This is a genomic window from Vibrio vulnificus NBRC 15645 = ATCC 27562 (genome assembly GCF_002224265.1).
Classification (GTDB): Bacteria; Pseudomonadota; Gammaproteobacteria; order Enterobacterales; family Vibrionaceae; genus Vibrio; species Vibrio vulnificus.
This window is the reverse complement of the sequence record NZ_CP012881.1, coordinates 1,794,852-1,808,475: the sequence shown is the minus strand read 5'-3', so window position 1 is coordinate 1,808,475 and position 13,624 is coordinate 1,794,852. Positions and strand designations below refer to the sequence as shown.

The 13,624-nt window shown below is 48.4% G+C and carries 17 protein-coding genes and 1 pseudogene; 6 read left to right on the top strand and 12 right to left on the bottom strand.

Annotated features, from left to right (window positions below; translation table 11 throughout):
- Positions 1 to 21: 21 nt before the first annotated feature.
- The 7 genes from rpsG to fkpA form a co-directional block, all read right to left on the bottom strand.
- Positions 22 to 492: a 30S ribosomal protein S7 gene (gene rpsG / locus AOT11_RS08445; protein ID WP_011079316.1), complete on the bottom strand. Its 471-nt coding sequence runs from the start codon at positions 490 to 492 to the stop codon at positions 22 to 24.
- Positions 493 to 609: 117 nt separating this feature from the next.
- On the bottom strand, positions 610 to 984 hold the full coding sequence (gene rpsL / locus AOT11_RS08440) for a 30S ribosomal protein S12 (RefSeq protein WP_011079315.1): 375 nt from the start codon (positions 982 to 984) through the stop codon (positions 610 to 612).
- Between the two features lie 171 nt (positions 985 to 1,155).
- Positions 1,156 to 1,431, bottom strand: coding sequence for a sulfurtransferase complex subunit TusB (tusB, locus tag AOT11_RS08435; protein WP_039450006.1), 276 nt, complete (start codon positions 1,429 to 1,431; stop codon positions 1,156 to 1,158).
- Between the two features lie 8 nt (positions 1,432 to 1,439).
- Positions 1,440 to 1,796: a sulfurtransferase complex subunit TusC gene (tusC, locus tag AOT11_RS08430; protein ID WP_038963472.1), complete on the bottom strand. Its 357-nt coding sequence runs from the start codon at positions 1,794 to 1,796 to the stop codon at positions 1,440 to 1,442.
- Positions 1,793 to 2,188, bottom strand: a complete 396-nt coding sequence (gene tusD, locus AOT11_RS08425) for a sulfurtransferase complex subunit TusD (RefSeq protein WP_038963473.1) — start codon at positions 2,186 to 2,188, stop codon at positions 1,793 to 1,795. The genes tusC and tusD overlap by 4 nt, the downstream gene beginning before the upstream one ends.
- Positions 2,185 to 2,907 (bottom strand): helix-turn-helix transcriptional regulator, encoded by a 723-nt coding sequence (locus AOT11_RS08420; RefSeq protein ID WP_011079311.1) that lies wholly within the window; start codon positions 2,905 to 2,907, stop codon positions 2,185 to 2,187. The genes tusD and AOT11_RS08420 overlap by 4 nt, the downstream gene beginning before the upstream one ends.
- Before the next feature lie 151 nt (positions 2,908 to 3,058).
- Positions 3,059 to 3,841: an FKBP-type peptidyl-prolyl cis-trans isomerase gene (fkpA, locus tag AOT11_RS08415; protein ID WP_026130591.1), complete on the bottom strand. Its 783-nt coding sequence runs from the start codon at positions 3,839 to 3,841 to the stop codon at positions 3,059 to 3,061.
- Positions 3,842 to 3,969: 128 nt separating this feature from the next.
- Here fkpA and AOT11_RS08410 point away from each other — a divergent pair, with 128 nt between their 5' ends.
- Together AOT11_RS08410 and AOT11_RS08405 are read left to right on the top strand one after the other, a co-directional pair.
- Complete coding sequence (locus AOT11_RS08410) at positions 3,970 to 4,950, top strand: WD40 repeat domain-containing protein (RefSeq protein WP_013571009.1); 981 nt, start codon at positions 3,970 to 3,972, stop codon at positions 4,948 to 4,950.
- Between the two features lie 2 nt (positions 4,951 to 4,952).
- Complete coding sequence (locus AOT11_RS08405; protein ID WP_011079308.1) at positions 4,953 to 5,180, top strand: SlyX family protein; 228 nt, start codon at positions 4,953 to 4,955, stop codon at positions 5,178 to 5,180.
- A gap of 93 nt (positions 5,181 to 5,273) precedes the next feature.
- Here the strand turns inward: AOT11_RS08405 and AOT11_RS08400 are convergent, their stop codons facing one another.
- From AOT11_RS08400 to kefG, 5 genes and pseudogenes are all read right to left on the bottom strand, one after another.
- Entirely contained in the window at positions 5,274 to 6,215 is a 942-nt protein-coding gene (locus tag AOT11_RS08400) for an isoaspartyl peptidase/L-asparaginase family protein (protein ID WP_061778596.1), read from the bottom strand.
- A 126-nt stretch (positions 6,216 to 6,341) separates the two neighbouring features.
- Positions 6,342 to 6,941, bottom strand: a complete 600-nt coding sequence (gene slyD, locus AOT11_RS08395; protein WP_061778597.1) for a peptidylprolyl isomerase — start codon at positions 6,939 to 6,941, stop codon at positions 6,342 to 6,344.
- A 95-nt stretch (positions 6,942 to 7,036) separates the two neighbouring features.
- Complete coding sequence (locus tag AOT11_RS08390) at positions 7,037 to 7,243, bottom strand: YheV family putative zinc ribbon protein (protein WP_011079305.1); 207 nt, start codon at positions 7,241 to 7,243, stop codon at positions 7,037 to 7,039.
- A gap of 2 nt (positions 7,244 to 7,245) precedes the next feature.
- A pseudogene (gene kefB, locus AOT11_RS08385) lies at positions 7,246 to 9,049 on the bottom strand (glutathione-regulated potassium-efflux system protein KefB).
- On the bottom strand, positions 9,033 to 9,611 hold the full coding sequence (kefG, locus tag AOT11_RS08380) for a glutathione-regulated potassium-efflux system ancillary protein KefG (protein WP_013571005.1): 579 nt from the start codon (positions 9,609 to 9,611) through the stop codon (positions 9,033 to 9,035). The pseudogene kefB and the gene kefG overlap by 17 nt, the downstream one beginning before the upstream one ends.
- A 199-nt stretch (positions 9,612 to 9,810) precedes the next feature.
- Between kefG and AOT11_RS08375 the strand changes: the two genes are divergently transcribed.
- From AOT11_RS08375 to AOT11_RS08360, 4 genes are all read left to right on the top strand, one after another.
- Positions 9,811 to 11,733, top strand: a complete 1,923-nt coding sequence (locus AOT11_RS08375; protein WP_038939572.1) for an ABC transporter ATP-binding protein — start codon at positions 9,811 to 9,813, stop codon at positions 11,731 to 11,733.
- On the top strand, positions 11,730 to 12,209 hold the full coding sequence (locus AOT11_RS08370; RefSeq protein ID WP_038939571.1) for a TIGR02444 family protein: 480 nt from the start codon (positions 11,730 to 11,732) through the stop codon (positions 12,207 to 12,209). Before AOT11_RS08375 ends, AOT11_RS08370 begins: the two co-directional genes overlap by 4 nt.
- Positions 12,210 to 12,354: 145 nt before the next feature.
- Complete coding sequence (locus tag AOT11_RS08365) at positions 12,355 to 13,332, top strand: hydrolase (protein WP_038939569.1); 978 nt, start codon at positions 12,355 to 12,357, stop codon at positions 13,330 to 13,332.
- 55 nt (positions 13,333 to 13,387) lie between these two features.
- Positions 13,388 to 13,600 carry a YheU family protein gene (locus AOT11_RS08360; RefSeq protein WP_011079299.1) on the top strand — a complete coding sequence of 71 codons (213 nt, stop codon included), beginning with the start codon at positions 13,388 to 13,390 and terminating at the stop codon, positions 13,598 to 13,600.
- The last annotated feature ends 24 nt before the right edge of the window (positions 13,601 to 13,624 follow it).

Genomic DNA, 13,624 nt, shown 5'->3' with positions numbered 1-13,624 from the left:
GACCTCGCAGCACAGAAGGTATTACCAGCGGTAATGAGCGAATGCTTTGTTCGCTTCTGCCATACGGTGAACGTCTTCACGTTTCTTAACAGCAGTACCTTTGTTGTCTGACGCGTCTAGCATTTCAGCCGCTAGGCGAGCAGCCATAGATTTTTCACCACGCTTACGCGCAGCTTCAACCAACCAACGCATAGCAAGTGCGTTACGGCGAACCGGACGTACTTCTACTGGAACTTGGTAAGTTGAACCACCAACACGGCGAGATTTAACCTCTACCGCTGGGCGAACGTTTTCAAGAGCTTCTTCAAATACAGCTAAGTGATCTTTACCAGATTTCTCAGCCATAGTGTCTAGTGCAGTGTAAACAATTTTCTCTGCAACAGATTTTTTACCGTCAACCATAAGGATGTTAACGAATTTTGCCAGCAGTTCAGATTTGAACTTTGGATCTGGAAGGATCTTACGCTGACCAATAACGCGACGACGTGGCATGGATATTCTCCGTTGTCTTATTCTTCAGGTTATCCAAAACTTTTCAGTTTCTTCAAAATTAAAATTTAATTTTAGTGTTTGGCCTTACTTAACGCTTCTCTTGTAACAAGAAGGGCATTAAGACTTAGGACGTTTCACACCGTACTTAGAACGACCTTGTTTACGGTTGTTCACGCCTGCACAGTCAAGTGCACCACGTACTGTGTGGTAGCGAACACCTGGAAGGTCTTTAACACGGCCACCACGGATAAGAACAACCGAGTGCTCCTGAAGGTTGTGACCTTCACCGCCGATGTACGATGTTACTTCGAAGCCGTTTGTCAGACGTACACGACAAACTTTACGAAGTGCTGAGTTAGGTTTTTTAGGTGTAGTTGTGTAAACACGAGTACATACACCACGTTTTTGTGGGCACGCTTCAAGTGCTGGCACGTTGCTTTTAACAACTTGCTTCGCACGTGGCTTGCGTACCAACTGGTTAATAGTTGCCATTAACTAGCTCCTGATTTACTTAAAGTAAGCTTTGTGAAAAATCTAATCCCCAACCACGCAAGCGAGTTAGGGACGCAAAATTCTATGCAGCAGTGAGAAGTGTGTCAAGAAATATACGGATCTTTTTTGTCCAACTCGTTTTCCTCTCCTCTACAAACACAGAAGAATGGGTTACGACCACGTTAGTGAAGGTGAATGTTCCACCGTTAAATCAACCAATTGGTGGTAGTCCACGATGGGAATATTGGTGCTTAGTCGCGATTCAAGGCCTCTTGCCAGTACATCAGCGTGTAGCACATATACGCCCTGTTTAGGTAAGAGTGACCGCAATGGGTGCACAGATGTGGCGGCATAAACCGCTTCTTCCAATAAGACGATGGCGTCAGATGCAGTGCAGAGGAGTAGAGCCTCTTCCAAGGCGTGAGAGCTCTTAATCAAATGAAGCATGAGATTCCTTAGAATGAAAGCAGTTGCGCCGAGTTATGAAGAACACCTTGTAGCCGCGCAGTGTCAACCACCTCAACCTCAATGAGCAAATCTTCACTCGTTAAGCCACGTTGCTGCAGCGATTGCTGGCAAACGTACACGTGCTCAATATCGTACAAATCAAATAACTTGAACATTGGCGCATAATCTTTACACAGAATGGAGGCCGTTTGCTGACCTGCCAGCAACTGATAGACACCATCACCGATGAAGACCACGCTGATCGCTTCGCAATACGCGGAGGCCGCGAGCAACGCATCAACGCCTTCTCTACCAGAAGAGCTGCTGTGTGGCGCGGTGCGAAAGAGATACGTTAACTGACTCAAAATTGTACCACTCTATCTTGGGTTAACATCGCTTCTGCCAAACTGCCCAAACCTGCTTGTTCGAACCCTTCCGCCAGATTATGTTGCAACAGACCATGCTGCGCGGCCTCAGATTGGCTCACAACACCGCGACGCAGTGCGGCAGCGACACAGGTCTCCAGCCTTACATTATGTTGCTTTGCCAACTGTTGCCATGCTTTGGTCAAATGAAATTCATCATTAGCAGGCACGGTGAGCTCAGTGCCATTGGTAACACCATCTTGATAGAAAAAGACACTCACTAAGGTATGTCCTTTCTCTATCAAAGCGGTAGCAAACTGATACGCCGTTCGCGCCGATTGGCTACCATATACAGAGCCATTCACCACCAAAGTGTAGCGTAACGTGCTCACTTCTCATCTTCCTCAGTTTTACGCTGACGGATGTAGAGGTAAACCGTGTGTTTGGAAATATTCAGTCGGTCAGCCACTCGGTTGATGGCATCTTTAATATCAAAAATGCCTTTATCAAACAGTTCCATGACGATTTGACGGTTCTTAGTGTTGTTGGAGACGGATTTATCGGCATTGATTTCTTCAATGGTGCGCTCAACCGTTTGATCCACCAACTCTTCCACATCACTTGCGAAGTTAACAGAGGAAGCCGCTTGCTTCGCTTCTTCCGTTGGCATGAAAGATTGCAAGACTTGCGAGAATGGTGCATCCAAATTGACGTTGATACACAACAAGCCAATGACACGATTGTCTCCGTTACGGATTGCGACGGTGATCGATTTCATCAATACCCCGCCCTTGGCGCGAGTAAAGTACGAACGTGAGAAGTTACGCTCAGACCCTTCGATATCACGCAACATTTTGAGCGCTAAATCGGTAATTGGGGAGCCGACCTGACGGCCTGTGTTCTCACCGTTCGCGATTTTGATCGCGGAGGTGTTTAAGTCTTCCAGCGAGTGTAAAACGATCTCACAAAATGGCCCAATCAGGCTGGCAATCCCGTCAACCACGGCTTCATAAGAACGAAGAATGATTTTGTCGTGCTCAGTAAATGGCTTCACATGAACGGACTCCATTTCGAGCAACATATCTGCAGTTAGTGTTTCTGTCGTTGTCACTTTTTCTTAGCCTTAGAGCGAATAATCAACAAATTGCTGTAAGTTTATCAGAAATTTTGAGCAGAACACCTAGCTAAGTGACGAACTAGTGACTTAGAACAAAAAAGGGCTCGAATGATTCGAGCCCTTTTGATTGCTAAACTATTGCAAATTACTGCGCGTTGTCGCCGTTTTCGATCTTCAATAGTTCGACTTCGAACACCAATGTTGAGTTCGCTGGAATGCTTGGCGTATCTTGCGCGCCGTACGCTAGCTCAGGTGGAATAACGAACTTGAACTTAGAGCCGACTGGCATCAATTGAACGCCTTCCGTCCAACCTGGGATAACTCGGTTCAGTGGGAAAGTTGCTGGCTCACCACGATCGTAAGAGCTATCGAACTGAGTACCATCTGTTAATGTGCCTTTGTAGTGAACTTGAACTGTGTCAGTGTCTTTTGGCTTCTCACCTTCAGCAGGCGTGATCACTTGGTATAGAAGGCCAGTATCCGTCTTCACCACACCTTCTTGTTTTTCAAACTCAGCGCGGAATTCATCACCGGCTTTCTTTGCAGCGTCTGCTTTTTCTGCCGCTTTCTTCTGCATGGTTTCAGCAACACGCTTATCTAGCGCTTCTAGTGCCGCGCGTGTTTCTTCTTCATTCAGCTCAGGGTTACCAGCAAAAACATGCTCGATACCTTTAAGCACCAAATCTTTATTTAGGTTGATACCAATTTCACTTGGCTTGTCTAGGCTTGCACTTAAGTAGTTAGCAAACGACACGCCGATTGCGTAAGCCGCTTTGTCATCTTCTGATTTAAAGTGAACCGCTTTACCGGTTTCTGCCTGTACCTGCTCTGCTTGTGGTGCGGCTGCGGGTTTTGCTTCTTCTTTCTGACAGCCGACTGCCAGCATTACAGTAGCTGCAAGCAGTGACACTTTTAAAACTGATTTCATTAAACTCTCCAATTAATGGATAAACCATTGGTTATTGTCCACAAATCTCATAACAGATTGGTGAAGTCGATTGTTATACCAATATACTAGCTATATGTCTTGGGACACAAACCGGATTATTAGATGTGATGCAAAGAATTCTTCATTCCTTACTCTTGCTAATTGTCATTCCTCTGTTAAATGGCTGTTTTTTTTCTACGCAGGATGAACAACGTTGGGAAATCGAACCACAAGGTTCCACCAGTTTCGCCTTAAGTCGTGATGGCCGTTTTGCGTTGCTCTACTCAACCCAACGCCATTTGGTGCTGTGGGATTTGGTCGAGAGCAAAGAACTTGCCCAACTCGGCGAGCAAGATCCTGAAGCCAACGTCGTGTCCAACATCCGAATCTCTGATAACGGCCGCTTCGCGGTGACCGCCACGCAAATGAACTTTGCGGTGTGGGATCTTGGCTTAAGCCAGTCTGAAGGTCTTTGGTCGATCTCAGACGGGTTGATCCGTGATGTTGATATCAGCAGTAACGGCGAACAAGTCCTCCTTGGTTTATCCAACGGGAAAGCCATTTACGTCAACTTAGTCACCGGACGGAGAATGGAGTTCCTTGCTCACCGAGAAAAAGTCAATTCTGTCGCCATCTCCGCCAATGGTCGTTTCGCACTGACTGGCGGAAATGATTACAAAGCCTACCTTTGGGATACCGAAACCGGATTAGTAATGCGCACCTTTGAGCACGAAGAGCGCGTCAATCGAGTTGCCTTACAACGTGACGGCCAACTAGCCTTCACCTCGGATGGCGGCAACCAAGCGATTGTGTGGGATTTGAAAACGGGTCAACAAATTAGCCAATTAAAAAGTTGGTCACGCCAGTTAATCTTCTCTACAGCACGTTTTTCTGATGATGGTCGTTTACTGGTGACAGGTACCCCTTCAGGTCGAGTCGCGGTTTGGAATACCACCAGCGGTAAACAAATTGAAAGTTATGAGGTGGAACCGTTAAAAGATGCTCGCCCTCCTCGCGCGGTAGTGTATGATGCCGCTTTTGATGCTCAGCGCCGAGTGATTACGGCGACCTCTGCAGGCATCGCCCAAGCATGGCCATTGGAGAATTAAGCATGACAGAAAAAACCATCGCATTGCTTGAAAACCGCATCAATGACTTGGAGTGTCAGGTGGCGTTTCAAGAACAGACGATTGAAGAACTGAACGACGCTCTGACGCAGCAGCAACTGCTAATTGCCAAGATGCAAGATCAGATGAAGTATGTGGTCGGCAAAATGAAGAATATGGATAGCTCAAACATGGTGGACCCAGCGAAAGAGCCGCCACCACCGCATTACTAAACTCAAAAGTTAAGTTCAAAATCAACTAAGCCCAGCACATCTGCTGGGCTTAGTGTTTTGTTACGGATAGTAGATGGTGGGTTGCTGCGTTGTTTATTCGTCAGCGTAGATTTTCACGCAAAGCTCGCCTTGGGTATTGATGGCCGCTCGATACATACCGGAGCTGTTCATGGCAAAGTGAATTTCCCCCTGCGCATCAAGCGCAATTAAACCGCCTTCTCCGCCCATGCTCTTCAGCTCTCCGTGAATAATGTGCTCGCACGCCGTATGCACATCTTCGTTGAGATAGCGCATTCGCGCCGCAACATCTTCAGCCACACGCTTACGAATAAAGAACTCGCCCACCCCAGTGGTCGAAACGGCCACCACGCCATTTTCCGCCACGGTGCCACAGCCAATCAGTGCAGAATCGCCAACGCGACCGTATTTTTTATTGGTCACTCCGCCCGTACTGGTGGCGGCCGCAAGATTGCCTTGCTGATCCAGCGCCACCGCCCCCACCGTGCCATGTTTTTTATCATCGGGATATTTGGCTTCTGACAACGCAAACAAGCCTTTTTCACGCATCGAGAGCAGTTGCTCATAGCGTCGGTCAGTAAAGAAATAATCCTGTTCGGTGTACTGGTGGCCTTGCTCAAAAGCAAATTTCTCTGCCCCTTCTCCAATGAGCAGGACATGAGCACTGTTTTGCATCACATCACGTGCCAGTTCAATCGGGTTTTTGATATGGCGAACCCCAGCAACGGCACCCGCTTTGAGCTCTCGTCCGTGCATCACGGAGGCATCCATCTCCACCATTTCATTGTGAGTCAGTACCGAACCTTTTCCTGCATTGAAATTCGGCGAGTCTTCCAAGACTTTGACCGCGGCCACCACCGCATCCAGCGCATCAGCACCTTGCTCGAGTAACTGATATCCAGCTCTGACCGCTTGTTGTAAATCGGACAAAATGGTCTCTTTGAGCTCATCACTCATCTGGCTGCGTAAAATGGTGCCGGCACCGCCGTGAACGGCAATGGAAAAAGGCTTGTTCATCGTGGCTCTACTCGTTAAGAATCCTTGGCCAATATCTGAGCGTAGAATAGAAAAAAGCGCAAGCAGATTTCTCCGCTTGCGCTTGTTTATCTTAGCTTTCCCGATTTATTCGAGAGATGGGTTCAATTAGTGTGAACCGCAGCTACCGCCACCGCAGCAGCCGTCTTTTTCGCCGTGGCCGTGGCCGTGACCTTCGCCGCCACAACAACCGCCTTCGTGGTCGTGATCATGGTCATGATCGTGACCACCACAGCAACCGCCACCTTGGTGGATATGACCGTGCTCGATCTCTTCCGCTGTTGCTTCACGCACAGCAACCACTTCTACGTCGAATGTCAGTGTCTGGCCAGCCAGCATGTGGTTACCATCAACCACCACTTCATCGCCATCAACTTCAGTTACTTCAACAGGGATTGGACCTTGGTCTGTGTCAGCAAGGAAACGCATGCCCACTTCAATTTGGTCAACACCTTGGAATACTTCCGCTGGTACACGTTGAACCAACGCATCGTTGTGCTCGCCGTACGCATCTTCCGGAGCAACTGTCACTGTGAATTTATCACCCGCCACTTTGCCTTCAAGCTCGTTTTCTAGGCCAGTGATTAGGTTGTTGTGACCGTGCAGGTAATCCAGTGGTGCATCGGTTGTTGAAGAGTCAACCACAATGCCATCTTCCAGTTTTACCTGATACGCAAGGCTAACAACCACGTTCTTTTCAATTTTCATAACTACTCCAGAGAGGTTAATTTGCCTGACCAATCCCAATCAGTCAGAACCAAATATCAATGCCGATATTATGGGGATCAATCTGAGAAACTCAATTATTCCGGCTTAAAAATACCGATCATTTCTTGATCCGCGTGTTTATTTTTATCTACAGACTTTGGCTTGCGTTGCTCTTTGAAGTCACACTCGACGCATTCCACCAGCTCGATATTGTTCTCACTCCACCACAATAGAGTGTCTTGCTGCTGACACGAAGGACAACTGGCCCCGGCAATAAAACGTTTTTTGCTTTTTACTAACATGACTACCTTTCATCCCAGAAATTTCGCGATTGATGATCGTTTTCCATCTCATGCGCAAAGATTTCTTCTAGTTCTTTTCTCGCTTCTTTAGCACGCTGTGCCAATTTTTTATCTTGATTGTGCTGCGGCAATAACTCTTTAAGCATAGCATTATCTAGCTTGCGAAAATGCGCTTCCGCCCGCTTTGCTTGATAGGGGTGCATGCCGATTTCCACTAAGGTTTGACGTCCAAGATCAAGCGCGCCTAAAAAGGTCTCACGCGAATAGGAGCTCACACCATGACTGAGCAATTGATAAGCTTCCACACGGCTACGCGCTCGCGCCAACACTTTCAAATTAGGGAAATGCTGCTGACACAACTCAACAATGCTCATCACTTGATCCGGTGAATCAGTACAAATCACTAACGCTTCGGCTTTGGCCGCGCCTGCCGCTCGTAGCAAATCTAACTGAGTGGCGTCGCCATAAAAAACCTTGTAGCCATATTTCCGTAACAGTTGGATCTGGCTAGCATCGCTCTCCAAGACCGTTACTTTGATCTTGTTGGCATACAGTAGGCGGCCGACAATCTGACCAAAACGGCCAAAACCCGCAATGATCACTCGCGGCTCCGTATCCACGACATCCGGTGCCAGCACGTCACTCTCTTGATTTAACGTTCGGGCATACCACCATTTTTGAATATTGAGCAATAGTGGGGTGGTGACCATCGACAAACTCACCACCACCAGTAAGAACGAGACTTCACTGGGATTGAGCAGCCCCCTCTTTGCTCGCCGCAGTAAAAATAACAAAGGCAAACTCTCCCCCTTGGCTAAGAATCGCCGCCATACGGCTACGCGCTTTCGCACGCATACGACTCACGCGCCCCAGCAAGTAAAGCACTGCCCCTTTAAGCGCCACCAATCCCAACACCGCAGAAATCACTTCTATCGGATGGACCACCAGTAACCCTAAGTTGACCGCCATGCCGACCGCAATGAAAAACAGGCCAAGTAGCAACCCTTTAAAAGGCTCAATCGCAATCTCTAGCTCATGGCGATATTCACTTTCCGCCAACAACACCCCAGCTAAGAAAGTGCCAAGAGCCATCGATAAACCCAACTGCTGCATCAGCATCGCAATACCAAGCACCACCAGTAAAGCAGTGACGGTAAACAGTTCTCTGACCCCCGTTAACACCACATAGCGAAACAGCGGTCGCAATAAAAAGTGCCCACCAACCAACAGCCCAACCACCGCAGAAAAGGTCAGTAAGGAACTCAGCCAATTGCCACTCATGCCACTTCCCGCCAACAGCGGCAGCAACGCGAGCATAGGAATAACGGCAATATCTTGGAACAGCAACACGGCAAAGCCAGACTGACCCGTCTCCGTTCTTGCGAGCCCTTGCTCTTCAAGCACTTTAAGCGCAATCGCGGTGGACGAGAGCGCAAGCCCCATTCCAATCACCAGCGCAGTATTCCAACTCACGCCAAACCATTGGATGATAATGGCAATCAGTAAGGTGGTGATCACCACCTGAGCGCCACCTAAGCCTAAAATAGGACCGCGCATTTGCCATAATTTTTTCGGATTCAACTCCAAACCAATCAGAAACAGCAGCAGTACCACGCCAAGCTCGGCAAAGTGTAAGATGGCGTCAACATCGCTAATAAGCCCCAATCCCCACGGGCCAATGGCCACACCAGCCAGTAGATAACCTAGGACCGAACCCAATCCCGAGCGCTGCGCCAGTGGCACCGCAACTACCGCAGCAGAGAGAAAGACCACACTGGTTTGCAAAAAATCACTGGTGAGAGCCATCAAAACCTCCTAGCGGATCGTTGAGCCACTGCCGATACTGCTCAGCATGTTGATAGCGTTCTACATCAGAGACATTTCTCGCCCAATAGAGCACTAAAGGTTCAATCCAGTGCATTTGACACAGTGCCGCGGTTAATTCAAATGGCTGCAGAATCTCTTCGAGTGGGTATTTATTGTAGCCTTTGGCGCTAAAGGCTTCTTTTTTGCCACCGGTGGTGATGACGCTGCGCCAATACTTCCCCGCCAACGCTTGGCCTTGCCCAAACGCAAAGCCCTTTCCCAACACACGGTCAATCCACTCTTTGAGTAACGCAGGGCAGGAATACATAAACATCGGGTGATGCAGAACAATAACATCGTGCTCAAGCAACAATTTATGCTCGGCTTTCACATCAATAAAGAAATCTGGGTAGATGGCGTAAAGGTCACGAATAGTCACGTGCGACAATGAGGAGATTTTCTTAATCATCACTTGATTGGCTACAGACGTGTGTGACTCAGGGTGGGCATAAATCACCAAAACTTTGGGCTGTTTTTTTGTTATCGCGCTATTGATCATCATGGCGTCTTCCGTTCGTCCCATTTTTCGTCTTTGTGATCGGCTCCCCTTGAACTTACGTGGAAGCGAATAAAACAAAGTGTTACTCACTTGTTACTCATCATACTCATATTTGCATAATGATCGACATTTATCCTCTTTCCTCCTACTATGCGCAGCAAGAAAGTGCACGAATAAACAGCATTCATTTAAGCAGAACGACATGATTACCTTTTCAGACATTCAGCTGCTTCGCGGCGGCGCTCCTTTGCTTGATCAAGCATCAGCAACAATCCACCCAGGTGACAAAATTGGTTTAGTCGGTAAGAACGGTTGTGGGAAATCCACCCTGTTCGCCCTAATCAAAGATGAGCTGTCGATTGATGCGGGCTCATTTAGCTGTCCGCAACATTGGGAGTTAGCTTGGGTCGCTCAGGAAACGCCCGCTTTAGAACGCAGCGCCATTGAATATGTGATTGATGGAGATCGTGAATATCGTCAGCTTGAACGCCAGCTGGCGGAAGCCGAAGCGCAAGAGCAAGGGACTCGCATTGCTGAATTGCACGGTAAAATTGAAACCATTGGCGGCTACAGCATCCGTGCGCGCGCTTCAGAGCTTTTAGATGGTTTAGGTTTTAGCCAAGAACAGATGCACTGGAACCTGACCCAATTCTCGGGTGGATGGCGCATGCGTCTCAACCTTGCTCAAGCCCTGCTGTGCCGTTCTGATCTGTTGCTGCTTGACGAACCCACTAACCACTTAGACCTTGATGCGGTCATGTGGCTAGAGCGTTGGTTGCAAAGCTACCCAGGTACTTTGATGCTGATTTCGCACGACCGTGATTTTCTCGACCCAATCGTCAATCGCATCGTTCACATTGAAAACCAGAAACTCAATGAGTACACCGGTAACTACTCATCGTTTGAAAACCAGCGCGCTCAGAAACTGATCCTGCAACAATCGATGTTTGAGAAGCAGCAGAAGCAGATGGCGCACATGCAAAGCTACATCGATCGTTTTCGCTACAAGGCGTCCAAAGCACGCCAAGCGCAAAGCCGCATCAAAGCGCTAGAGAAGCTAGAAAAAGTGCTACCCGCACAGTTTGATAACCCATTTAGCTTTGAATTTCGTGAACCTGCCGCGCTGCCAAATCCGATCATGATGATGGATGACGTTTCTGCTGGTTACGGTGATAACCTCATCCTCGATAAAATTCGTCTTAATCTGGTGCCTGGCAGCCGAATTGGTTTGCTCGGCCGCAACGGCGCCGGTAAATCAACACTGATCAAGTTACTCTCCGGAGAGCTGAAAGCCCAAGGTGGCGATTTGACTTACTCGCAAGGCGTCAAAATTGGTTACTTTGCTCAGCACCAATTGGAAACCTTGCACCCAGAAGAAACACCGCTGCAGCACATGATGCAGATCGCGCCAGAAAAAACCGAGCAAGAGCTGCGTAATTATCTGGGTAGCTTCGGCTTTCACGGTGACAAAGCACTGGAGAAAGTAGCACCGTTTTCAGGGGGAGAAAAAGCACGCTTGGTGCTCGCGTTGATCGTCTGGCAAAAACCAAACTTATTGCTGCTCGACGAACCAACCAACCACCTAGACTTAGATATGCGCCAAGCGCTGACACTGGCGCTGCAAACCTTTGAAGGCGCGATGGTGATCGTCTCGCACGATCGCTATTTGATCCGCGCAACCACCGATGATCTTTACCTAGTGCACGATCGCCAAGTGGCCCCGTTTGATGGCGACCTCAATGACTACTACAAGTGGCTCACTGAGCAGCAAAAAGCTGAGCGTCGCGAAGCGGCCGCAGAAATGCCAACCAAAGACAGCAGCAACAGTGCTGCCGCGAAAAAAGAGCAAAAGCGTCGTGAAGCCGATTTTCGTAAGTTAACCGCACCAATTCGCAAAAAACTGACACAGTTAGAAGCGAAAATGGATAAGTTGGGCGAAGCGTTGGCAGAGGCTGAGCAGCAATTGTCTGATAACTCACTGTATGATGCCGAAAATAAAGCTAAACTTACTCAAGTACTGGCGCTGCAAGCACAAAGTAAATCCGATCTCGAAGAGATTGAAATGGAGTGGATGGCCCAGCAGGAAGTACTGGAACAGATGGAACAGGAGTTCAATAGCCAATGAGTTCAGAGCACGTCCAACCTTCACTTACCCTCGAAAGGCTGTGGCAATTCAGCCTACAATATTATTCGATTCGAGAAGTGAAAGAGGCGTGCCTTGCTTTGCAGAACAACTTTAACGGCAACGTCAACTTACTGTTGCTGTTCAAATGGCTCGATGAACAACAACTGACGTTTCAAGAGCAAGAGTGGCATCAAGTACAAGCCTGCTTGGGCCGCTCTGAAACGCTACTGCATACCTACCGCGATCTCCGTCGTCAGTTTAAACAGCATCTACCGGATACCCTCTATCGCGAAGCGCTGCAATTTGAACTGCAATTGGAAAAGCAGCAACAATCCGATCTCGTTGATTGCATCAACACCCTAACGCTGTCTCCCAACCAGCAACAGCCGCTCACACAGCGCTACTGCCAACATCTCGGTGCTGCGCACCTCTACAACGCCTTCGTCGTTGCCTCACCGTCACAGAAACTCAGTTGAAGTGTGATCCTGAGCCCGTCTCACAAAAAACATTCCCCTCAATGATTGACGAAAAGTTGAGCTGAAGGACTAAATTAACTCGTATCACGCATACAAAGGTCAGTGAAATGCCTCGCTGATCCAAATCACTCAAAGAGCAACACACATGACTCAGTTTACCGCCGCAGCTGGGATAAAAAATCCACACCTACAAACCTTATTGCCGCGCTTAATTCGTAAAAAAGCCTTGTTCGAACCTTTATGGCAAACGCTGGACACCCCAGATGGTGATTTTTTGGATCTCGCTTGGAGCGAATCTCCGCACAATGATCAAGCCAAAAACAAACCCTTATTTGTGTTGTTTCACGGCCTTGAAGGCTGCTTCTACAGCCCTTACGCCAATGGTCTAATGAAAGCCTTTGCTGACGCTGGTTGGCTGGCGGTGATGATGCATTTTCGTGGTTGCAGCGGTAAGCCTAATCGCCTCGCGCGCGCGTACCATTCCGGCGAAGTAGAGGATGCAAGACTGTTTCTTTCGCATTTGCACGACGCGTTTCCTCACACCGTCAAAGTAGCCGTGGGTATCTCCTTGGGAGGCAATATGCTGGCCAACTACTTGGCCAAGTATCAGGGAGACGAACGACTGGATGCGGCGACCATCGTCTCTGCACCGCTTGATTTGTCCGCTTGCTCGCAACGTATTGAGCAAGGGTTTTCGCGCGTCTATCGTCGCTACTTACTCTCCTCGCTCAAACGCAATGCACTGCGTAAGCACCATTTGCTGGCTGGCGAACTCGATCTTTCCTATCAAGCGATTAAACGAGTAACAAGACTGTACGACTTTGATGACTTGATCACCGCCCCGCTGCACGGCTTTCAAGATGCCGCCGATTACTATCAGCAGTGCTCTGGGCTCAACAAACTACGCGATATTCGCATTCCGACTCAAATCATTCACGCGAAAGACGATCCCTTTATGACCGACGCAGTGATCCCTAAGTTTGTGCTCCCAGACAACATCGATTATCGACTGTTTGATCACGGTGGTCATGTCGGCTTTCTTAGCGGAACTGCCCTGCAACCGCGATTTTGGCTAGAAGAAGCGCTGCCCGCCTACTATGAAAGTATGGCGGTTTCTGGATAATAGCGCCGCTATCGGCCAACAAATCCACTCACGAGCATAGAATAAAGAGGTATTTATGATCGTTCCATGGCAACAAATCAGCCCTGAGGCGCTGAGCAATTTGATTCGCGAGTTTGTGCTGCGTGAAGGCACCGATTACGGTGAAAGTGAATACTCACTTGAAGAAAAAATCGCACAAGTACAGCAGCAGTTGGAATGCGGCGAAGCGGTGGTGGTTTTCTCTGAGTTACACGAAACCGTGGATATCCAGTTAAAACAAAAATTCTAGCTGCTCCACACTTTACCGAATCCC

Coding starts and splice junctions, on each gene's coding strand:
- AOT11_RS08405 (WP_011079308.1), top strand. CDS start 4,953: ATGACAGAAAAAACCATCGCATTGCTTGAAAACCGCATCAATGACTTG.
- rpsL (WP_011079315.1), bottom strand. CDS start 984: ATGGCAACTATTAACCAGTTGGTACGCAAGCCACGTGCGAAGCAAGTT.
- AOT11_RS08360 (WP_011079299.1), top strand. CDS start 13,388: ATGATCGTTCCATGGCAACAAATCAGCCCTGAGGCGCTGAGCAATTTG.
- rpsG (WP_011079316.1), bottom strand. CDS start 492: ATGCCACGTCGTCGCGTTATTGGTCAGCGTAAGATCCTTCCAGATCCA.
- tusB (WP_039450006.1), bottom strand. CDS start 1,431: ATGCTTCATTTGATTAAGAGCTCTCACGCCTTGGAAGAGGCTCTACTC.
- slyD (WP_061778597.1), bottom strand. CDS start 6,941: ATGAAAATTGAAAAGAACGTGGTTGTTAGCCTTGCGTATCAGGTAAAA.
- AOT11_RS08400 (WP_061778596.1), bottom strand. CDS start 6,215: ATGAACAAGCCTTTTTCCATTGCCGTTCACGGCGGTGCCGGCACCATT.
- AOT11_RS08410 (WP_013571009.1), top strand. CDS start 3,970: ATGCAAAGAATTCTTCATTCCTTACTCTTGCTAATTGTCATTCCTCTG.
- fkpA (WP_026130591.1), bottom strand. CDS start 3,841: ATGAAATCAGTTTTAAAAGTGTCACTGCTTGCAGCTACTGTAATGCTG.
- kefG (WP_013571005.1), bottom strand. CDS start 9,611: ATGATGATCAATAGCGCGATAACAAAAAAACAGCCCAAAGTTTTGGTG.
- AOT11_RS08390 (WP_011079305.1), bottom strand. CDS start 7,243: ATGTTAGTAAAAAGCAAAAAACGTTTTATTGCCGGGGCCAGTTGTCCT.
- AOT11_RS08375 (WP_038939572.1), top strand. CDS start 9,811: ATGATTACCTTTTCAGACATTCAGCTGCTTCGCGGCGGCGCTCCTTTG.
- AOT11_RS08365 (WP_038939569.1), top strand. CDS start 12,355: ATGACTCAGTTTACCGCCGCAGCTGGGATAAAAAATCCACACCTACAA.
- AOT11_RS08370 (WP_038939571.1), top strand. CDS start 11,730: ATGAGTTCAGAGCACGTCCAACCTTCACTTACCCTCGAAAGGCTGTGG.